General features: G+C 60.8%; 10 protein-coding genes. 8 read left to right on the forward strand and 2 right to left on the reverse strand.

The window, feature by feature from the left end; translation table 11 throughout:
- Positions 1 to 102: 102 nt before the first annotated feature.
- From ACQY1J_RS04955 to ACQY1J_RS04975, 5 genes are all read left to right on the forward strand, one after another.
- The gene (locus ACQY1J_RS04955; protein WP_209902421.1) at positions 103 to 1,458 is read left to right on the forward strand and encodes an aspartate aminotransferase family protein; all 1,356 of its coding nucleotides are present in this window, start codon (positions 103 to 105) and stop codon (positions 1,456 to 1,458) included.
- 72 nt (positions 1,459 to 1,530) lie between these two features.
- Positions 1,531 to 2,991 carry a phospholipase D-like domain-containing protein gene (locus ACQY1J_RS04960; protein ID WP_062462148.1) on the forward strand — a complete coding sequence of 487 codons (1,461 nt, stop codon included), beginning with the start codon at positions 1,531 to 1,533 and terminating at the stop codon, positions 2,989 to 2,991.
- A gap of 25 nt (positions 2,992 to 3,016) precedes the next feature.
- Positions 3,017 to 3,829 carry an endonuclease/exonuclease/phosphatase family protein gene (locus ACQY1J_RS04965; protein WP_092659200.1) on the forward strand — a complete coding sequence of 271 codons (813 nt, stop codon included), beginning with the start codon at positions 3,017 to 3,019 and terminating at the stop codon, positions 3,827 to 3,829.
- Positions 3,830 to 3,917: 88 nt separating this feature from the next.
- Positions 3,918 to 4,892, forward strand: coding sequence for a threonine ammonia-lyase (locus ACQY1J_RS04970; RefSeq protein ID WP_184654653.1), 975 nt, complete (start codon positions 3,918 to 3,920; stop codon positions 4,890 to 4,892).
- Between the two features lie 166 nt (positions 4,893 to 5,058).
- A complete protein-coding gene (locus tag ACQY1J_RS04975) occupies positions 5,059 to 5,202 on the forward strand; it encodes a hypothetical protein (RefSeq protein ID WP_156466580.1) in 144 nt (47 codons plus the stop codon).
- A gap of 74 nt (positions 5,203 to 5,276) precedes the next feature.
- Here the strand turns inward: ACQY1J_RS04975 and ACQY1J_RS04980 are convergent, their stop codons facing one another.
- Positions 5,277 to 6,446, reverse strand: coding sequence for a M20 aminoacylase family protein (locus tag ACQY1J_RS04980; RefSeq protein ID WP_430250845.1), 1,170 nt, complete (start codon positions 6,444 to 6,446; stop codon positions 5,277 to 5,279).
- Between the two features lie 261 nt (positions 6,447 to 6,707).
- Between ACQY1J_RS04980 and ACQY1J_RS04985 the strand changes: the two genes are divergently transcribed.
- Positions 6,708 to 15,203: a GH36-type glycosyl hydrolase domain-containing protein gene (locus ACQY1J_RS04985; RefSeq protein WP_430250846.1), complete on the forward strand. Its 8,496-nt coding sequence runs from the start codon at positions 6,708 to 6,710 to the stop codon at positions 15,201 to 15,203.
- Between the two features lie 384 nt (positions 15,204 to 15,587).
- On the opposite strand, the gene ACQY1J_RS04990 is transcribed toward ACQY1J_RS04985, so the two are convergent.
- The gene (locus ACQY1J_RS04990; RefSeq protein WP_430250847.1) at positions 15,588 to 17,363 is read right to left on the reverse strand and encodes a glucan ABC transporter ATP-binding protein/ permease; all 1,776 of its coding nucleotides are present in this window, start codon (positions 17,361 to 17,363) and stop codon (positions 15,588 to 15,590) included.
- A gap of 315 nt (positions 17,364 to 17,678) precedes the next feature.
- Here ACQY1J_RS04990 and ACQY1J_RS04995 point away from each other — a divergent pair, with 315 nt between their 5' ends.
- A complete protein-coding gene (locus ACQY1J_RS04995; RefSeq protein WP_062462620.1) occupies positions 17,679 to 18,416 on the forward strand; it encodes a helix-turn-helix transcriptional regulator in 738 nt (245 codons plus the stop codon).
- A 100-nt stretch (positions 18,417 to 18,516) separates the two neighbouring features.
- Positions 18,517 to 21,978 carry a pyruvate carboxylase gene (pyc, locus tag ACQY1J_RS05000; protein ID WP_430250848.1) on the forward strand — a complete coding sequence of 1,154 codons (3,462 nt, stop codon included), beginning with the start codon at positions 18,517 to 18,519 and terminating at the stop codon, positions 21,976 to 21,978.
- Positions 21,979 to 21,991 lie beyond the last annotated feature (13 nt).

A 21,991-nucleotide genomic window follows, 5' to 3' on the forward strand; every position in this document is an offset into this window, starting at 1 on the left:
ATTTCGAACGGAGAAGTTCTTGGACAGTGTTTTGCGCTGTCCAAGATCGGCGTTTCGCCGTAAGAATACGCCAAAATCAGTCAGGTGCAGAGGAGGCCCTTCGTGACGGTACAGCCCAATTCCATGGAAGCCCGCGACAAGGCTTATCACATGCACTCCTACACGAACGCCCGCGCTCTGGAGCGCGACGGTGCGCTGGTGATGGAACGCGGCGAAGGCATCTACGTCTACGACAACAACGGCAAGAAATACATCGAAGGCATGTCCGGCCTCTGGAGCGTCGCTGTCGGCTTTGGTGAAAACCGGCTGGTCGAGGCCGCCACGCGGCAGATGAGCAAGCTGCCCTATTACCATACGTTCACATCGCGGGCGAACAGCCCGTCGATCGAGCTTGCCGAAAAGCTGGTGCAGATGGCGCCGGTGCCGATGTCGAAGGCGTTTTTCACGAATTCGGGTTCGGAAGCCAACGATACGGCCATCAAGATGATCTGGTACCGGTCGAACGCCATGGGCAAGCCGGAGAAGAAGAAGATCATCTCCCGGATCAAGGGCTATCACGGCGTGACCGCCGTTTCCGCGAGCCTGACCGGTCTGCCGAACAACCACCGGTCGTTCGATCTGCCGCTGCCCGGCATCTTCCACACATCCTGCCCGCATTACCGCGCCTTCAAGCTCGAGGGCGAGAGCGAGGCTGCCTTCGTCGAACGGTGTGCCAAGGAACTCGAGGACCTGATCCTGCGCGAAGGCCCCGAAACCGTCGCAGCCTTTATCGGCGAGCCGGTGATGGGTGCTGGCGGCGTGATCGTGCCGCCTGCCGGTTACTGGCCGGCCATCCAGGCCATCCTCAAGAAATACGACATCCTGTTCATCGCCGACGAAGTGATTTGCGGCTTTGGCCGCACCGGCAACATGTTCGGGACGCAAACCTTCGATCTGCAGCCGGATTTCATGACGCTGTCGAAGCAGATCTCCTCGTCCTACCAGCCAATCTCGGCGCTTCTCATCAACGAGAACGTCTACGCCCCGATCGCGGACGAATCCGCAAAGATCGGCACGTTCGGACACGGCGTCACCGCCGCCGGCCACCCGGTCGCGGCGGCCGTTGCGCTTGAGAATATCGCGATCATCGAAGAGCGCGATCTGGTCGGAAACGTCCGGGCGCTTGCGCCAAAATTCCAGTCGCGCCTGAAGGAACTCGAAGGTCATCCGCTGGCGATCGAAGCGCGCGGCATCGGTCTCATCGGTGCACTCGAACTTGCTCCGCGCGAAGGGTTTGCCACCGGTCAGCTCGGCCCGAAACTGTTTTCGATCATGGTCGAGAAGGGGCTGATCAGCCGTGCGATCGGCGACTCGCTGGCGCTTTGCCCACCTCTCATCATCAATGAGTCACAGCTGGACGTGCTGTTCGACACATTCGAAGCGTCGCTCGACGTGCTGAAAAAGCAGCTCGACGCCTGATGTCATCAGGAGCCGGGCTAACCTTTGTCCGGCTCCGATTGCCCAAAGCGATGGGGTGCATATATTCGCCTCATGCTTGACCTCTTCCATACCTATTGGCCGCACATCCTGTTCGTCTTTTCGCTCGTTGCCGGCACGGCGGCCGCGATCCATGCGGCCATGACGAAGGAAGAGGTGCGCTCGGCGATTGGCTGGGTCGGCATCATCGTCCTGTCGCCCATCATCGGCGCGTCGCTCTATATGCTTGCCGGCGTCAATCGCATCCGCCGAACGGTCATCAGTGACCGCCGCGCGCTGTTGCAGGGCCGCGAGTGGGCACATTTTGCCTCCTACGACGCGACAGATGCACTGATCATCAAGGATTTTGGTCACCGGTTCCGCGCGATGAAGACGCTGGGAGACCGGGTGACTTCCCATCACCTCACATCCGGAAATTCGATTCTTTCGCTGGATACCGGCGACGCCGCCTATGCCGCCATGCTGGGTGCAATCCGCAAGGCGAAGAAGAGCGTCATTCTGGAAACCTACATCTTCGATCGGGACAGGATCGGACGCCAGTTTGTCGAGGCCCTGATTGCTGCGGTAAAGCGGGGTGTGGAAGTGCGTGTGCTGATCGATGCGGTCGGCGCCCGCTACTCGGTTCCAAGCGTACTCGGCATGCTGCGCGATGGCGGCGTCGGGGTCAGCGTCTTCAACGGCAACGTCATCGTCGGCTTGCGGCTGCCTTACGCAAACCTTCGAACCCATCGCAAGATCCTGGTCGTGGATGGCCGCGTCGCGTTTACCGGCGGCATCAACATTCGCGAAAGTTTCTCGAGCGAATTCAATGGCGATGGGTTTTCGCTCGATACGCATTTTAAGGTTACCGGGCCATTGGTGGCCGACCTTTTTGCCGTTGCCGCAGCCGACTGGCAGTTCACCACGGGCGAGACATTGGAAGATGATGCGTGGGAGCTTGTCGCGCCCGCAGCGGAACCCGGCAAGGCGGTCATTGCCCGGGTCGTTTCGACCGGACCGGACCGTAGCGTCGAGACCAACCACAAGATGCTGATGGGCGCATTTTCCGTCGCCCGGTCATCGATCCGCATCGTGTCGCCCTATTTTCTGCCGGACCGGGAGCTGATTACCGCGCTGGTTACGGCGGCAAGGCGCGGTGTGCGGGTTGATATCGTCGTGCCCGGCGCGAACAACCTGACGCTTGTCGATCGGGCGATGACGGCGCAGTTCGACCAGATGCTGAAGAACTACTGCCGTATCTGGCGGGCAAGCGGCGCCTTCAATCATTCCAAGCTTCTGACCGTCGACAGCCGCTGGTCCTACGTGGGGTCTTCCAATCTCGATCCGCGTTCGCTGCGGCTGAATTTCGAGGTGGATCTGGAAGTGCTGGACGAGGCTTTTGCGCGAACTTTGGAACGAAGGATAGACTTGATGATTTCCTCTTCGACCGAGGTGACGCTTCACAGCCTGAGATCACGGCCGTTTCCCGTTCGCCTGATCGAGAAAGTTCTTTGGTTGGGATCGCCCTATCTTTAAATCGGCAAGACCGAAGCGCGATATCATGCATCAGAAACGTCCCAACCTTCCGGCCAGCATCCTGGCATCGATCAAGGCCCGCAAGAACCGCGGCGAAGGCGTTCATTCCGTGCATGACAGAGACAGCGGCATGCTGATCGCCTCCTACAACGTGCATAAATGCGTCGGCATCGACCGCAAGTTCGATCCGGCCCGTATCGCTCACGTGATCCGCGAAATCGGCGCGGATGTGATTGCTCTGCAGGAGGCGGACAGCCGGTTTGGCGAACGTCGCGGACTGCTTGATCTTGGCTGGATGGAGCGTGAAACGGGGCTGCTTCCGGTGCCGATCTCCGGCGTCGCCAAGGCGCATGGCTGGCACGGCAATGTGATCTTTTTCCGCGAAGGTCTCGTCCGCGACGTGCATCAGGTCAAACTGCCGGGGCTGGAGCCGCGCGGGGCGCTGATCACCGAACTCGAGATGAAGGATGGCAGCACACTTCGCGTGATTGCGGCGCATCTTGGTCTTCTCAACCGGTCGCGTCAGCAGCAGGCGCGCATGCTGCTCGACATCGTCGGCTCCCGCGACGAGCATCCGACAGTGCTGATGGGCGATCTCAACGAGTGGCGGCTGGGTGACCGCTCGGCGCTCAACACACTCGCTACCGTATTCGGCCTGCCGCCGGCGGTTCCAAGCTTTCCGTCGCGCCTGCCGGTGCTGGCACTCGATCGGATCATGGCGAACCGGCCGGGCCTGATTGAGAGGGTCGTGACCCATGACACGCCGCTTGCGCGGCTCGCGTCCGACCATCTTCCAATCAAGACGGTGGTGAAACTCGGTTCAACGGCTGAAGGATAGCGGCATTTGTCGGCCGTCGGCATCTTTACGCCTGCAGCATCGGCGAATAGGTTCGGGGTCTCGCCTGTTCGTCCCCAAGGATTTCCCGATGACCGATATTGCTATGATCGAAGCCGCGCGCGGCCGTCTTTCCGGCCATGCCCGCCGCACGCCGCTTCTGTCCTCGTCATTTCTGGATGACATCGCCGGGCGGCGCATCTTCGTGAAACCCGAATGCCTGCAGCAGACCGGCTCGTTCAAGTTCCGTGGCGCGTGGTCGGCAATTTCGTATCTTCCGGCGGACGTTCGCGCGAAGGGCGTTATCGCCTTTTCGTCCGGGAACCATGCGCAGGGCGTGGCGCTGGCGGCCAGGATGCATGGCATTCCGGCCGTCATCATCATGCCCGCCGATGCGCCGCGCATCAAAATTGAAAACACGCGGGCCTACGGCGCCGAAGTGGTGCTCTACGATCGCGCCAGGGAGGATCGTGACGAGATCGGCCGGCAGCTTTCGAGCGAAAGAGGCCTGACCCTCATCAAGCCATTCGACGAACCGCTTGTCATCGCCGGGCAGGGGACGGCAGGTCTGGAAATCGCCGAACAGGCTGCGGAAGAGGGGATCACGCAGGCCAGTGTTCTGGTGCCGACCGGCGGGGGCGGCTTCATATCCGGGATTTCGCTGGCGCTCGAAGCACGTGCACCAGGCTTTACCGTGCATCCCTGCGAACCTGAAGGCTTTGACGATGTGACCCGTTCGCTTGCGAGCGGAACGATCCAGAAGAACGCCACACAATCAGGTTCGCTCTGCGACGCGATCGTCACGCCGCAGCCTGGCACGATTACCTTTCCGATCATGTCGCGTCTCTGCGGCCCGGGCATAGTGGTGACGGAAGATGAAGCGCTGCATGCGGTGGCGCTTGCCTTCAACCGTCTGAAGATCGTCGTTGAACCGGGCGGCGCGGTTGCGCTGGCGGCGGCGCTTTTCCATGGCGAGAGCCTTGGCGAGACGGTGATTGCGGTCTGCTCGGGCGGCAATATCGACCCGGACGTTTTCCGCCTGGCGCTCGACAGGTTTGCCGCCTGAGGTCTCGTTTTAGGCCGCAGGCATAATAAACCGTTAACCGGCACGTTGGGGCGTTAAGAAAAAAGTATTTTCCAAGGAACGTGGTGCTCAGGAGAAAGTTATCTCTATCAGCTTGGTAGAGTTAAGCTAAACTACATGGGAAGAGACACAAAACCGGGAGGTTCGCATGCAGCCGATCCAGCATCATACTCGGGCATTCCCTCACCGCGCCCCGGGCGTCGTCAGCAGGTGGCAGTGGGTAGCATATGCAGGCCTTGTGACTGCCGCCTTCGTGTTCATCGGGGCAGTCACGCTCGGTATTCTCGCCTGACACGTTTCCGAAATTCAAGGTTTCAATAGCAACGAAGCCTTCCGATCCGCGCCCGGATCGGAAGGCTTACTGTTTCAGCCCTGTGTCGTCGGCAGATAGGCTTCTGCCAGTTCCACCCAGAAATTTGTCCCGATCGGCAAGGCGTCGTCGTTAAAGTCGAATTTCGGATGATGGAGCGGGGGATCGTTCTTGGTTCTTGCGGTGCCTAAGAAGAAATAGGTGCCTGGCCTCTCCGCAAGGAAATAACCGAAGTCCTCGGCGCCCATCATCGGCCGTTCGATTTCGGCAAGGTTTTCCGGGCCGACAACCTTCTTCGCCAGGTCCCTGACAAAGTCCGTCTCCGCTTTGTGGTTGACGGTCGCGTCGTAGCCGCGGGTATATTCGATTGTCGCTGTCATGCCGTAGCTTGCCGCCTGGCCAACTGCTACACCGCGGATCCGTTCCTCCAGCTTTTCTCGCACGGCAGGGTCGAAGGACCGGATGGTGATAACCATTTCTGCCCGCTCCGGAATGACATTGCTGGCGATGCCGGCGTTGAACGCGCCGACCGTGACGACGGCCGGATCGAGTGGATGGATGTTGCGGGAAACGACAGTCTGCAGCGCCATGATGATGCTGGCGCCGGCGACGATCGGGTCTGCGGCATCCTGCGGTTCGGCACCATGGCCGCCGCGGCCGTTGACGACGATACGGCATTCGTCGACCGCCGCCATGATAGGCCCTTCTTTGACGAAGATCTTGCCGAAGGGCAGGCTCGGGTCATTGTGCAGGCCGAAGACGGCGTCGCAGGGAAAGCGATCGAACAGTCCGTCCTCCATCATCAGCCTGGCGCCGCCGAAATTTTCTTCGGCCGGCTGGAAGATCAGATTGAGTGTGCCGTCGAAGTTTTTGCGCTGTGCGAGTATCTTTGCGGCACCCAGAAGCATGGCGGTATGGCCATCGTGACCGCAGGCATGCATGACGCCCTTGTTGAGGCTGGCGTAGTCCGCGCCGGTTTCTTCCTCGATCGGAAGCGCGTCGATATCGGCGCGAATGCCGACCGATCGATCGCTCGATCCGTTCTTCAGGGTCGCAACGATGCCGGTCTTGCCGAGGCCGCGGGTGACGGCGTAACCGAATTCCTCAAGCTTTGCCGCGATATAGTCCGAAGTGGTGAATTCTGAGAGGCCAAGTTCGGGATGCTGATGCAGAAAGTGGCGGGTTGCCACAACTTCGCTCATGTCGTTGGTAAACTTGATCGTCATCGTTCCATCACCCTATCTGCCTGCAAACGCGTCCAAGCTGCTCACTCGTATCGTTCACGTTTAGCAGTGCCATCATCGTTCAGGCAAATGAACAGCCTCGCATTCAGCATTTATTCAGGCTGTTGGCCCTAGAGCCGACAATGTCTTACTGCGTGAGCAGATGCGATAGCGATTGATCCACGATTTGCAATATAAGGATCGCTCTCTATCTCATGCTTCGCATCTTAGTTCGTGAAACGAAATTCATTCAGAAGTTCATCCATGTCCCCTGATATTCAGCCTTCGGCTTCTACCCGCGAAACGGAAAGCAAGCAGATCGATCATAACGATTCGATCCGCGCGACGTATTTTACGGCTGATGATCTTCGGCAATGTGGAGAAACGCTGGGTCGGCAAGGTGCAGCCGATCTGCCGGGCTTCATGAAATTCGAGTTTTTCACGCGCCACGCGGAAAACGAGAAGGAAATTCTGAGGGTCTATCGCGCCGCCGCGCAGGATGTCGATGCGGGTGCTTCGATCACGCCTGCCGCGGAATGGCTGCTCGACAACTATTACATTGTCGAGGAAGCGATCCAGGAAGTCCGCCGCGACTTCCCGAAGAAATTCTTCAAGCAATTGCCGACGACCAAGATCGGCAGCCAGGAAATCCCGCGCGTTCTCTCGCTGGCATGGCTTTATGTGGCGCACACCCACAGCAGCATTTCGCGCGAAACGCTGGCCGAGATGGTCGAGGGTTACCAGACCGACGAGCCGCTCGAGATCGGCGAACTCTGGGCGCTGCCATCGTTCATCCGCTTCGTTCTTATTGAGAACCTGCGTCGTATCGCCAGCCGCGTTGATCGCTCGCGCAACATGCGTCGCCGCGCCAACGATGCCGCCGACGAGATCATTCGTCTCAACGACGAGACTGCCGGTGCCGAGCTCCTGAAGAGCCTCGAAGGCCTTACCGACGACAACACGTTTACCAGCCAGTTCCTCTATCGCCTGCGCAATGCCTCGCAGAATTCCGGCTTTGCCATCGAATGGCTGGAGAAGCGGCTGGTCGCGTCCGGCAAGGCTGTCGAAACCGTGATGCAGGCGGAACAGAGCCGCTTGTCGTCCGGCAACGTGACGATGGGCAACATCATCAAGAGCCTGCGCCTGATCGACGATACGGAGTGGAGTGTCTGGTTCGAAGAGGTCTCGCAGATCGACAAGATCTTCCGCGAGCACACGGATTACGAAGCGCTCGATTTCGGCTCGCGCAATGCCTTCCGCAGCCGCATCGAAAAGATCGCCCGCGTTTCCAAGCGCAGCGAAGCCGAGGTGACCCAGGCTGCCGTTGATCTTGCGATCGCAGCACGGGCGCAAAATCCGGACGAGCGCGAAACCAATATCGGCGCCTTCATCGTCGGGCGCCGCCGCAAGGAGCTGGAAACGGCCGTCGGCTACCAGCCGCCGCTTCTGCAGCGGGCTGTGCGCGCTTACCGCAAGCTCGGCTGGTTCGCCATCGGCGGCCCGGTTATGCTTCTCACCTTTCTGGCGCTCGCCGTTACCGGCTATTTCCTCGTGGCGGCTGCCATTCCGCTGGTGGTCGTCTTCTTCCTGCTTCTGATGTTCGCGCTGCCCGCGTCGGAAGGCGCGACCGGTCTGTTCAATACGGTCGTGACCTATTTCGTCAAACCGGCCCGGCTTGTCGGATACGAATACAAGGAAGGCATTCCGGAGGAGGCGCGCACGCTGGTTGTTGTGCCTTGCCTGATCGCTGACCGCGACACGGTCGATGAACTCGTTCGCAATCTGGAAGTCCATTATTTGGCCAACCCGAAGGGCGAGATCTATTTCGCGCTCCTCAGCGACTGGCGCGATGCCAAGTTCGAGGAACAGGAAGCTGATCTTGAAATCCTCGAATATGCCAAGCGCGAGATTGCAGCGCTGAACACCCGCTACATGGAAGAGGCGGGGACGCGCTTTTACCTCCTGCACCGCCGCCGCCTGTTCAACCCGAACGAAGGCGCCTGGATGGGTTGGGAGCGCAAGCGCGGCAAGCTGCACGAACTCAATCTTCTGCTCCGCGGCGATCGTGACACGACCTATCTCCAGGGCGCCAACATGGTGCCGGAGAATGTCCAGTATGTGATGACGCTCGATGCCGACACCCGCCTGATCCGCGATGCGGTGACCAAGCTGGTCGGCAAGATGCATCACCCGATCAACCGTCCCGTCATCGATCCTGATACGCATCAGGTCGTGCGCGGCTACGGTCTGATGCAGCCGCGCGTGACGCCGTCATTGACGACCGGCAAGGAAGCCTCGGTCTTCCAGCGCGTGTTTTCGGTCGGCCGCGGTCTCGATCCCTATGTCTTTGCGGTCTCCGATGTCTATCAGGACCTGACGGCCGAAGGCTCGTTCACGGGCAAGGGCCTCTATCACGTCGACGCGTTCGAGACGTCCCTCAAGGGCCGTATCGAAGAAAACGCCGTTCTCTCGCACGACCTTCTCGAAGGCTCGTTCTCGCGCTGCGCGCTCATCACCGATGTCGAGCTGGTCGAGGATTTCCCGGTTCGCTACGAGGTCGAGGTCTCGCGCCAGCATCGCTGGGCGCGTGGCGACTGGCAGCTCCTGCCTTACATTCTTGAAGCCAAGCGGGGCGTCAGCGCCCTTGGCCGCTGGAAGATGCTCGATAACCTGCGCCGGTCGCTGACCCCGATCGCATGGTTCTTCGCCTCCATCCTCGGCTGGTACTTCATGGATCCGCTCGGTGCGCTGATCTGGCAAATTCTGCTGATCTTCTCGCTGTTCGTGGCGCCCACCATCTCGCTTCTCACCAACCTTCTGCCGCGCTCCAGCGACAATGTCACGAGCGCCCATTTCTATTCGGTCTGGTCGGATGTGCGCTCCACCAATGCGCAGGTGGCGCTCCGGATCGTGTTCATCGCCGATTCCGCTTGCATCATGACCGATGCGATCGCCCGTTCGCTCTATCGCCTGCTCGTCAGCCGCAAGCTGATGCTGGAATGGAAGACCGCGGCCTCGATCCAGTCGGGCGCCCAGGGCAGCCCTACCGATTACTACCGTGCCATGTGGCATGCGCCGGCGATTGCCGTTCTCTCGGTAATCCTTGCGGCACTGCCGGGCGACAACGCGTTCCTGGTCGGCATTCCGTTCGCCATCCTGTGGATCTTCTCGCCGCTGGTTGCCTGGTATGTCAGCCAGTCTGCCGAGACGGAAGACAAGCTGTTCGTGCCTGAGAACGTCTCGGTCGAGCTGCGCAAGATCGCGCGGCGGACCTGGCGCTATTTCGAAACCTTCGTCACGGCCGAGCAGAACTACCTGCCGCCTGACAACTACCAGGAAAAGCCAAATCCCTCGATCGCCAAGCGGACGTCACCGACCAATATCGGCGTCTATCTTCTGTCGATTGTCTCAGCACGGCATTTCGGCTGGATCTCGTTTACCGAAACGATCGAACGGATCGAGCAGACGCTTGCGACCGTCGAGCGTGCGGACAAGTTCCGCGGCCATATGTACAACTGGTATCACACCGATACCCTGAAGCCTCTGATGCCGCGCTATGTGTCGTCGGTCGACAGCGGCAATTTCGCGGGCCATCTGATCGCCATTTCGTCGGCCTGCCGTGTCTGGGCGGAAGCGCCTTCTGCGCATCTGCAGGGCAATCTCGATGGTCTCGGCGATGTCGTCGGCATTCTCGAAGAAACGCTGAAGTCGCTGCCGGACGATCGCAAGACCGTCCGTCCGCTGCGCCGCCGTCTTGAGGAGCGTATCATCGGCTTCTCAAACGCGCTCGCCGCCGTCAAGCGCGAGCACGAGTTTGCCTCGATCCGCATCATCAACCTGTCGGTGCTTGCCCGCGACATCCAGAAGCTGTCGCACAATCTCGATCATGAGGTGCGTTCCGCGCAGAGCGAGGAAGTGACCAAGTGGGCAGCGTCGCTGGTTGCCGTCTGCGAAGCGCATATCGGCGACAGCACGTTCGACAACGGCAATATCGAGGAACTGCGCGACCGTCTCGCCGTGTTGCGTGACCGTGCCCGCAAGATCGCCTTCGGAATGGACTTCAAGTTCCTGTTCCGCAAGGACCGCCGCCTTCTGTCGATCGGCTACCGGGTCGAAAGCAACGAGGTCGACGAGGCCTGCTACGACCTTCTCGCGTCCGAAGCGCGTCTCACCAGCCTGTTCGGGATCGCAAAGGGTGATCTGCCCACGGAACACTGGTACAAGCTTGGCCGTCACGTCGTGCCGATCGGCGCGCGCGGTGCGCTCGTCTCTTGGTCGGGTTCGATGTTCGAATACCTGATGCCGCCGCTCGTCATGCAGGAGCGTCAGGGTGGTATCCTCAACCAGACCAACAACCTGATCGTCAAGGAACAGATGAACCACGGCCGCCGTCTCGGCACGCCATGGGGCATTTCGGAAGCCGCGTTCAACGCGCTCGATCATCAGATGCACTATCAGTACACCAACTTCGGTGTGCCGACGCTGGGTCTGAAGCGCGGTCTCGGCCAGAATGCCGTTATCGCACCCTATGCCTCGATCCTCGCCAGCCAGTACGATCCGATCGCGGCCGTCGAAAACCTGAACGAGTTGCGCAAGCTTGGCGCGCTCGGCATCTACGGCTTCCATGATGCGGTCGACTTCACGCCGACCCGCGTGCCGGAAGGCAAGCGCTGTGCGGTCGTCTACAACTACTATGCCCACCACCATGGCATGTCGATTGCAGCCGTTGCCAACGTCGTCATGAACGGTCTGCTGCGCGAACTCTTCCACGCCGATCCTGTAATCGAAGCGGCGGAACTGCTGCTGCAGGAAAAGGCACCGCGCGATATTCCTGTGATGAGCGCCAAGCACGAGGAAAAGCCCGGCACCGGCGGCGGCGAGCTGCTGCGTCCGGAAATCCGCACGGTCACCAACCCGGCCACCAAGGACCGCGAACTGGTTCTGCTCTCCAACGGCCATTACTCGCTGATGCTGACGGCGACCGGTTCCGGCTATTCGCGCTGGAACAACCTTTCGGTTTCCCGCTGGAAGGCGGATCCGACCGAAGACCGCTGGGGGCAGTTCATCTTCCTGCGCGACACGACATCCGGCGAGTGGTGGTCCACCACGGCCGAACCGCGCCGCGCCGAAGGCGAGCAGACCAAGACGGTGTTCGGTGACGAAAAGGCCGAATTCCACAAGACGGTCGGCGAACTGACCAGCACGGTCGAAGTCATCGTCGGCACCGAACACGATGCCGAAGGCCGTCGCGTGACGTTGCTCAACATGGGCGACGAGGACCGCTTCATCGAAGTGACCTCCTACATGGAGCCTGTGATTGCCGGCGACGATGGCGACAGTGGCCATCCCGTGTTCTCGCGCATGTTTATCCGCACCGAGATCGGCAAGCGTGGCGACGTCATCCGCGCCTGGCGCAACAAGCGCGATCTCAGCGATCCCGACATGATCGTGGCACATCTTGCCGCCGACAATGCCGGGTCTTCGCGCCCGACCGAATACGAGACAGACCGTCGCAAGTTCCTCGGCCGGGGTCGCACGCTGTCGGAAGCAGCGGCTTTCGATCCGGGTGCGTCGCTGTCCAACACCGACGGCTTCACGCTCGATCCGATCCTGTCGCTGCGCCGCGCAGTTCGTGTGCCGGCGGGCAAGAAGGTCAGCGTTATCTTCTGGACGATCGCCGCGCCACGGCGCGAGGATCTCGACAAGGCGATCGAACATTATCGTCATGCCGAAACCTTCCAGAACGAACTGACCCAGGCCTGGACCCGCACGCAGGTGCAGATGCGCCATCTCGGCGTTACCTCGCAGGATGCCGCGGCCTTCCAGCATCTCGCCCGCTATCTGGTCTATCCGGACATGCAGCTTCGGGCCGATCAGCCGACGCTGAAGGCCGGCATGCAGGCACAGTCGGGGCTGTGGCCGTCGGCGGTGTCCGGCGACCTGCCGATCTTCACGCTGCGCATCAATGACGAAAACGACATGCCGGTTGCCAAGGAAGCTATCCTTGCGCAGCAGTACCTGCGCTCGCGCGGCGTTGTGTCTGATCTCGTCATCTTCAACGAGCGGGCAACCGAGGGTGCCCAGGAAGTACAGACGTCGATCGAACACATGTCTGCCCGCATGGGTCAGGAAGGTGGACGCCAGCACGTCTTCACGCTGCGCCGCGACCTGATCGAAGGTGCCGGCGCCGATGGTCTGATTGCCGCGTCCCGCGTCGTGCTTCATGCGCGCAACGGCCGCATCAGCGATCAGTTGAACCGGACCAGCACGATCTTCGCCCCGCCGAAGGATCAGGAGATCGAGGTTGATCGCCGTCCGCTGCTGAACGGCGAGATCTACGCTGCTCCCGTCGAGACCAGCGAAGGTCCGGCCGGCGTCGAATTCTGGAACGGTTTTGGCGGCTTCTCCGCTGATGGCAGCGAATATGTCGTGCGCCTCAACGGTGGTCAGTCGACGCCGCATCCGTGGATCAACGTCATCTCCAACGACAATTTCGGCTTCCACGTTTCCGCGGAAGGCGCAGGCTTTACCTGGGCGCAGAACTCGCGCGACTACCAGATGACGCCGTGGACCAACGATCTCGTCATCAACCGTCCCGGTGAAGGCTTCTACGTGGCCGATATCGACAAGGGCACCGTGGTCACGCCGTTCGCGGCTCTGTCGCGTCGTCCCGAAACCGTGTTCGAAACCCGTCACGGCCTCGGCTATTCGGTGTTCTCGACCGAGGAAGATGGCGTCAAGCTGTCGCTGACCCAGACGGTGGACCGCAACCGGTCCGCGAAGCTTTCGCATATGAAGCTTCGCAACACCGGTTCGGAAACGAAGAAGCTGCGCATCTACGGCTATGTCGAATGGCTGCTGGGCACCAATCCTGCCAAGACCTCGCCATTCATCCTGTCCAGCCGTGACGAGGCGACGGGCACGCTGTTTGCGACCAACCCGTTCAGCATCAACTTCTCGCGCTTTGCCTTCCTCGGCATGCACGAGACACCGTCGGGCTTTACGGCAAGCCGTCGGGAGTTTGTCGGCAAGTTCGGTTCGGTTCAGTTGCCGGCAGCGGTCGTTTCCGGTTCAAGCCTCAGCGGCTCGCTCGATCTCGACGGCGACCCGTGCGGAGCACTTGCCTACGACGTCGAACTGGCGCCGGGTGAAGAAACCGAAGTCACCTTCTTCCTCGGCGATGCTGCAACGAAGCAGGAGGCGGAAAGCCTTGCACTGGCGCTTCGCGGCGACCGGTTCGAGGATATCCTTTCGGAGAACCGCAGCTTCTGGAGCGGTTTCACCGGCCGCCTGAAGATCACGACACCGGACAAGTCGCTCGACAACATGGTCAATCACTGGCTGCCCTATCAGGCACTCGGTTGCCGCATCATGGCCCGTACCGCCTTCTACCAGGCATCGGGTGCCTTCGGCTTCCGCGACCAGTTGCAGGATACGCTCGCGTTCCTGCTGCATGAGCCGTCGCTTGCCCGCAAGCAGATCCTCAATGCGGCGTCGCGGCAGTTCCGCGAAGGCGATGTCATGCACTGGTGGCTTCCCAACACCGGCGCCGGTGTTCGCACGACGATCTCCGACGACGTGGTGTGGCTTGCCTACGCGATCCACCAGTATGTGTCGGTGACCGGCGATCTGTCGATGCTCGATGAGAAGCTGCCGTTCCTCACCGGACCGATGCTGGAAAAAAACAAGCACGACGCCTTTATCCAGCCGGAGATCTCCAACGAGGTCGCCGATCTGTATGAACACGCAGCGCGCGCGCTCGATCTCGCAGTTGAGCGGACCGGAGACCTGGATCTTCCGCTCATTCTCGGTGGCGACTGGAACGACGGGATGAACCGTGTCGGCATGGCCGGTCGTGGTCAGAGCGTCTGGCTCGGTTGGTTCCTGGCGGCTGCGCTTCGAAACTTCCTGCCCTATGCGGAAGCCCGCAAGGATCGTTCGCGTGCCGATCGCTGGAGCAAGCATATCGATACGCTGAAGGCTGCGCTGGAATCGGATGGCTGGGACGGTGCGTATTACCGCCGCGGTTATTTCGACGACGGTTCTCCGCTCGGCTCGGCCAAGAGCGACGAATGCCGCATCGATTCGCTCGGCCAGTCCTGGAGTGTGCTGTCTGGCGAAGGCAGGCCGGATCGTTCCGAGCAGGCTATGAACGCGGTCATGGACAAGCTCGTGGACGAGGATGCGGGTATCATCCGCCTCTTCACCCCGCCTTTCCAGGACACGCGCAGGGATCCGGGCTACATCAAGGCCTATCCACCCGGCGTGCGTGAAAACGGTGGCCAGTATACCCATGGTGCAATCTGGGTCGTGCTCGCGCTCGCCCGGCTGAAGCGCGGCGACGATGCCTGGAAGTGCTTCCAGATGCTCAACCCGATCAACCATGCGCTTGACCGGAATGCCGCCGAAACCTACCGCGTCGAACCGTACGTGGTTGCAGCCGACGTCTACGGTGCCGGCGACTATCAGAGCCGCGGCGGCTGGACCTGGTATACGGGTTCCGCCGGCTGGCTCTACCGCGCCGCGGTCGAAGGCATTCTCGGCATTCGTCGTGCCGGCGACACGCTGTATGTCGATCCGGTCCTGCCAAGCGGCTGGGATGGCTTTACCGCCGAACTTACCCTCGATGGCGTCACCCACGAGATTGTGGTCAAGGACGGCAAGGCGTCGATCGGTGGCGTCGCTGTCGATCCGGTCAACGGCTTGAACCTTGCGGCGCCAGCGACCAGCGCATTGCCGGCTCCGCCCGCAGAAAGCTGATCCCACCGGACGTCGAACGTCCTGATGGCATCCCAAACAGAAACCCCGCTTCCAGCAATGGCAGCGGGGTTTTTTGTTGGTTTGTGCCCGGTGAGGAGACGTGTCGGCCGATCCGGGGGAGGGGCGATGTCCTGCTCTGATGTCCACGTATCGTGCCAGCCGATCGGGATGCCGCTCACAATGCGCGGCATGGATCCCTGCAGGAACAGGTCGGGACCCAACCCGCGCGCCGCTCACGCGCTTTGTATGGCAAGCACTTGCAAAGCCGCGTAGGCAGAAGCTCACGCGAAAAAGCGGTGCTCCCGCATTACCTCACAAAAAACCCCCGCCTCCATTTCTGGAGGCGAGGAGTCTGATGTTCGATCGGTATAAGTGGTCGAGAGCTTAGGCGTGCTCGGCGGGTACCGGGAGCTTGTGGCCTTCCTCGTCCTCGTCGATGACGATGCCGCTGGCGGTGAGGAGCGACGTAAAGCGGCCGCCGCTGCGGCTCAGCTGGTCGTAGGTGCCCATTTCGGCAATCCGCCCACCCTCGAGGAAGATGACCTTGTTGGCGTCGCGGATGGTGGAGAGCCGGTGCGCGATGATGAACGTGGTGCGGTTCTGACGCAGCTTGTCGATCGCCGCCTTCACGCGCTGTTCCGTCTCCACATCAAGCGCCGAGGTTGCTTCGTCGAGAACGAGGATCGGTGCGTTTTTGAGGATCGCACGGGCGATGGCAATACGCTGGCGCTCTCCGCCCGACAGGCGGTTGCCACGCTCGCCGACCGTCGTGTCGTAGCCATTGAGACGCGTTTCGATGAATTCGGCCGCAGCGGCCGCTTCTGCCGCCCGGACGATGTCTTCCCACGTTGCACCTTCTCGTCCCAGCTGGATGTTGTCGCTGATCGAGCGGTTGAGCAGGCCCGCGTCTTGGAACACGGTCGCGATGGAATGGCGCAGTGACTTGCGAGTGATGGTGCCGATATCGACGCCGTCGATCAGAATCTTGCCCTGCTGCGGATCATAGACCCGCTGGAGGAGATTGATCAGCGTCGTCTTGCCGGCACCGGTCGGGCCGACGATCGCAATCGTTTCCCCCGCTTGCGCGATGAACGATACGTCGTGAACGCCCTGGCTCGTGTTGGAGAAGCCGAAGGAGACGTCGCGGAACTCCACTTCGCCCCGGACCGTATCTCCCAGATCGCGTGCATCCGTCGGTTCGGCGCGCTCCTCGACGGAATCTTCCAGAACGAAGAAATCCTCGAGCTTGGCGCGGGCTTCGAAAATCTGGGTTGCGAACTGGCGCAGAAGATCGAGGCGGCCGATCAGAAGGTTGGCGAAGCCGATAAAGGCGACGACGTCACCGACGCGGATCTTGCCCTGTTGCACCAGCATAGTGCCGATCACAAGGATCACGCCCATCGAGACCGTCGATGCCGTGCGGTTAAGGCCACCGGCCAAAGCCCACCAGTCCAGCACCGGATACTGCGCCTTCAGCAGATCCTTGGTGTAGTTCTTGAGGGCCGAAGTTTCGGCTTCGATGCGGTTGTAGCTGTGAATCACAGAGACGTTGCTGATCGAATCGCTGACATGGCTGAAAACCTGGTGGTAATGGGTTTCGACCGCGGCCTGGCCTTCCTTCGTGCGCTTCATCACGGCAACGCCGATGATCCAGTAGAAGATGCTCAGAATGAGAAGCACGATGCTGAGGCGCCAATCCATCGAGATGGCGGTCGGGATCAGCAGCAGGATTGCAACGGCGGTCGCGAGATGCGTTCGCATGAATTCCAGCCACAGACCGAACAGGCTTTCGGAGGCACGCAGCAGCGTATGTAGCGCGTTCGACGTGCCGCGCTGGTGGTGCCAGGACAGCGGCATTGAAATGATGCGTCCGAAGGCTTCCGTCAGCAGCGAAGCGCGGCGCCCGTGGGCCAGACGGTCGGCCTCGCGTGCAACGAGCACGAATGCGACGGTGTTAAAGACCCCGAAGCCTGCCCACAGAAGCAGAACGTTGGTGACGTCACTCTTGGAGGAGATCGCGTCGATGATTCGACCGAACAGAATCGGTTCGGCAATCGTGATGATGGCCAGAATAATGTTGGCGACGACGACCGCGGCGACCCGCCAGCGGTTCTTCGTCAGATATTGCAAAGCTCGGGCGTAAACTTGGAAGAGCGTCAACGGGCGCAACTCCTATTGAAGTGCAGGCATGAAACGATTGGCAGCATAGTTATGGCAAGGACAGGGCGAATCCGAGACGAACCTAGCCGGTGAACTTCTTTTCCGAAAATAATCCAGTGAGAGCAAGGGTTCGCCCGTAGTTAGGTTACCGATGCGGTATGCTGATGCCGATCCTGATCGCTGCGTCAATCACAAGATTTCGGCATGTACGTGGTATAAATGATAACTATGTTAAGCGGGCGGTCGGGTTCTATGCCGGCGTCGGTGTTTTATAAGAATAAAGCCGATCGTCGGGGAGACGGTCTGGGGGCGAATTTGAGCATCCAATTTGTTGTGCAGTTGCTTGTATTGGTTGAAGAGGCACGAACGACGAAGGAAGTGGCGAACAATCTTGCGTCACTCCTCAAAACCTACGGTTTCGAATTCTATGCAATCGTCCTGAGAAAAGGGCAAACGGATCCCGAGGGAATGACCTTGATCTCCCGCTGGCCGGACAGCTGGGTCGAGGTCTATCGCGCGCGCAAATATACCGTCATCGACCCTGTCATGCGGATGCTGAATGCGGCCCATCGCCCGTTCCGCTGGCGCGATTCGATCCTTGCCCTGAAGTCCGATCCGCATCGTTCGCGGATGGACCGGATGATGCAGGAAGCGGGCCGCCATGGTCTCGACGACGGCTACGTGTTTCCGATCCATGGACGCAACGGATTTCTCGGCAACATGATCATCGGCGGCAAACCGATCGATCTATCGCCGACCGAGATCTCACTGTTCGACACGGCCGCCAAGCGCATTTTCTGGAGACTGCTGGAGATCGCCGGCGACGCGACGGCGCTCGAGGCCTCGGCCAGACTGGATACCCAGCTCACCCGTCGCGAGATGGAAGTCATGGCGCTCCTTGCCGACGGCATGACATCGCACGAGATCGCGCGTTCGCTCGACATTTCCAACCACACGGTCGACTGGTATATCAACGGCCTCCAGGAAAAGCTGAAAGCGAAGAACCGACAGCATGTGGTGGCCATGGCATTTCGCCATGGGCTGGTGACCTGAAGCGTAAGTGACGCCGGCTATCGACTAAATAGCCCTTGCCTAATGCGGGAGATGTTGATCTCTTGCGGTGCACCATTCGAGGCACCTGGGGAGGCTTGTCTTGCCGATATCGAAAATTCTCGTCGCCAATCGCTCCGAAATCGCCATCCGAGTCTTTCGTGCCGCCAATGAGCTCGGCATCAAGACGGTGGCGATCTGGGCGGAAGAAGACAAGCTCTCGCTGCACCGGTTCAAGGCGGACGAAAGCTATCAGGTCGGTCGCGGTCCCCATCTGGACAAGGATATGGGCCCGATCGAGAGCTATCTTTCGATTGACGAGGTAATCCGGGTTGCCAAGCTCTCGGGCGCCGATGCGATCCATCCAGGTTACGGCCTTCTGTCGGAAAGCCCTGAATTCGTCGATGCCTGCGACGCGGCGGGCATCATCTTCATCGGCCCGCGTCCGGATACGATGCGCCAGCTCGGCAACAAGGTGGCGGCGCGCAATCTTGCCATTTCGGTCGGCGTGCCGGTGGTACCCGCAACCGAACCACTGCCTGACGACATGGATGTCGTGGCGAAGATGGCCGAGGAGATCGGCTATCCGGTCATGCTCAAGGCATCCTGGGGCGGCGGCGGTCGCGGCATGCGGGCCATCCGCGATCCGAAGGACCTCGCCAGGGAAGTGGTCGAGGCCAAGCGCGAAGCGAAAGCGGCCTTCGGCAAGGACGAGGTCTATCTCGAAAAGCTGGTCGAACGCGCCCGCCATGTGGAAAGCCAGATCCTTGGCGATACCCACGGCAATGTGGTGCACCTGTTCGAGCGCGACTGCTCGATCCAGCGGCGCAACCAGAAGGTCGTGGAACGCGCCCCGGCGCCTTATCTTTCCGAGGACCAGCGGGCCGAACTTGCCGCCTATTCGCTAAAGATCGCGGGCGCCACCAATTATGTCGGCGCCGGCACGGTCGAATATCTGATGGATAGCGACACCGGCAAATTCTACTTCATCGAGGTCAATCCGCGCATCCAGGTGGAACACACGGTGACCGAAGTCGTCACCGGTATCGATATCGTCAAGGCGCAGATCCACATCCTCGACGGCTTTGCCATCGGCACGCCGGAATCGGGCGTACCGGCCCAGGAGAACATCCGGCTGAACGGCCATGCGCTGCAGTGCCGCATCACCACCGAGGATCCCGAGCACAATTTCATTCCGGATTACGGCCGCATCACCGCCTATCGCTCGGCGTCGGGTTTCGGCATCCGTCTCGATGGCGGAACATCATATACGGGTGCGATCATCACCCGTTTCTACGATCCGCTGCTGGTCAAGGTCACCGCCTGGGCACCGCAGCCGCTGGAAGCGATCGCCCGCATGGACCGGGCGCTGCGCGAGTTCCGCATCCGCGGCGTCGCGACGAACCTCACCTTCCTCGAAGCGATCATTACCCACCCGAAATTCCGCGACAATTCCTATACGACGCGGTTTATTGATACGACGCCCGAACTGTTCGAACAGGTGAAGCGCGCCGACCGCGCCACCAAGCTTCTGACTTATCTTGCCGACGTCACCGTCAACGGTCATCCGGAAACCAAGGGTCGTCCGGCACCGTCGGCAAAGGCCGCAAAGCCTGTTCTGCCCTATATCAACGGCGATATTCCCGCCGGTACCAAGCAGAAGCTGGATGAGCTCGGCCCGAAGAAATTCGCCGAGTGGATGCGGGGCGAAAGCCGCGCCCTCATCACCGACACGACGATGCGTGACGGCCACCAGTCGCTGCTCGCCACCCGCATGCGGACCTATGACATCGCCCGCGTGGCCGGGGTCTACGCACGGGCTCTGCCGAACCTGTTCTCGCTGGAATGCTGGGGCGGTGCCACCTTCGACGTGTCGATGCGGTTCCTGACCGAGGACCCGTGGGAGCGGCTGGCGTTGATCCGCGAGGCGGCGCCGAACATTCTCCTGCAGATGCTGCTGCGCGGCGCAAACGGCGTCGGCTACAAGAACTATCCCGACAATGTCGTCAAATACTTCGTCCAACAGGCCGCAAAGGGCGGCATCGATGTCTTCCGTGTGTTTGACTGCCTCAACTGGGTGGACAACATGCGCGTCTCGATGGATGCGGTGAACGAGGAGAACCGGCTCTGCGAAGCCGCGATCTGCTATACCGGCGATCTCTTGAATTCGGCGCGCCCGAAATACGACCTCAAATATTACGTCGCACTGGCGGAAGAGCTCGAAAAGGCCGGCGCCCATATCATCGCGCTGAAGGATATGGCGGGCCTGCTGAAGCCTGCTGCCGCCCGCGTCCTGTTCAAGGCATTGCGCGAAGCGACCTCGCTGCCGATCCATTTCCACACGCATGACACGTCGGGCATCTCGGCTGCGACCGTGCTTGCAGCCGTCGATGCCGGCGTCGATGTCGTTGACGCGGCCATGGATGCGCTGTCGGGCAACACGTCGCAGCCCTGCCTCGGTTCGATCGTCGAAGCGCTGTCGCGAACGGACCGCGATACCGGGCTCGATCCGGAATGGATCCGCAAGATCTCGTTCTACTGGGAAGCGGTCCGCGGCCAGTATGCGGCCTTCGAGAGCGATCTCAAGGGGCCGGCCTCGGAAGTCTATCTGCACGAAATGCCGGGTGGCCAGTTTACCAACCTCAAGGAACAGGCCCGTTCGCTCGGTCTCGAGAGCAAGTGGCACAAGGTCGCCCAGACCTATGCCGACGTGAACCGGATGTTCGGCGATATCGTCAAGGTCACGCCGTCGTCCAAGGTGGTGGGCGACATGGCGCTGATGATGGTCAGCCAGGATCTGAACGTGGCCGACGTTGAAAACCCGGCCAAGGACATCGCCTTCCCGGATTCGGTCGTGTCGATGCTGAAGGGCGATCTCGGCCAGCCTCCGGGCGGATGGCCGCAGGCGCTCCAGAAAAAAGCGCTGAAGGGCGATCAGCCCTATACGGACGTTCCCGGTTCGCTGCTGGCGCCGGCTGATCTCGATGCCGAGCGCAAGACGATCGAGGACAAGCTGGAGCGCAAGGTCGACGACTTCGAGTTCGCCTCGTATCTGATGTACCCGAAAGTGTTCACCGACTTCGCCCTGGCGTCGGAGACCTACGGTCCGGTCTCCGTGTTGCCGACGCATGCCTATTTCTACGGGATCGCGGATGGCGAAGAGCTGTTTGCCGATATCGAACGCGGCAAGACGCTTGTTATCGTCAACCAGGCGACGAGTGCGCCGGATGCGCAGGGCATGGTCACCGCCTTTTTCGAACTGAACGGCCAGCCGCGCCGCATCAAGGTGCCGGACCGGGCCCATGGCGGAAGCGGTTCGGCTGTGCGGGCCAAAGCGGATATCGCCAATCCCCTGCATTTGGGCGCGCCGATGCCGGGCGTGATTTCCCGCGTCTTCGTGGCGGCGGGTCAGGCGGTCAAGGCCGGCGACGTGCTGGTGTCCATCGAAGCGATGAAGATGGAAACCGCGCTGCATGCCGAAAAGGACGGCACGCTTGCCGAAGTGCTGGTCAAGGCCGGCGACCAGATCGACGCCAAGGATCTGCTCGTCGTCTACGGGTCCTGACGGGTCAAACTCT

Source organism: Neorhizobium sp. DAR64860/K0K1, assembly GCF_050500205.1.
Classification (GTDB): domain Bacteria; phylum Pseudomonadota; class Alphaproteobacteria; order Rhizobiales; family Rhizobiaceae; genus Neorhizobium; species Neorhizobium soli.

What these genes read in the sequence shown, in the direction of transcription:
- ACQY1J_RS04975 (WP_156466580.1), top strand. Translation starts at nt 5,059, where the DNA reads ATGCAGCCGATCCAGCATCATACTCGGGCATTCCCTCACCGCGCCCCG.
- ACQY1J_RS04960 (WP_062462148.1), top strand. Translation starts at nt 1,531, where the DNA reads ATGCTTGACCTCTTCCATACCTATTGGCCGCACATCCTGTTCGTCTTT.
- ACQY1J_RS04970 (WP_184654653.1), top strand. Translation starts at nt 3,918, where the DNA reads ATGACCGATATTGCTATGATCGAAGCCGCGCGCGGCCGTCTTTCCGGC.
- ACQY1J_RS04985 (WP_430250846.1), top strand. Translation starts at nt 6,708, where the DNA reads ATGTCCCCTGATATTCAGCCTTCGGCTTCTACCCGCGAAACGGAAAGC.
- ACQY1J_RS04965 (WP_092659200.1), top strand. Translation starts at nt 3,017, where the DNA reads ATGCATCAGAAACGTCCCAACCTTCCGGCCAGCATCCTGGCATCGATC.
- ACQY1J_RS04980 (WP_430250845.1), bottom strand. Translation starts at nt 6,446, where the DNA reads ATGACGATCAAGTTTACCAACGACATGAGCGAAGTTGTGGCAACCCGC.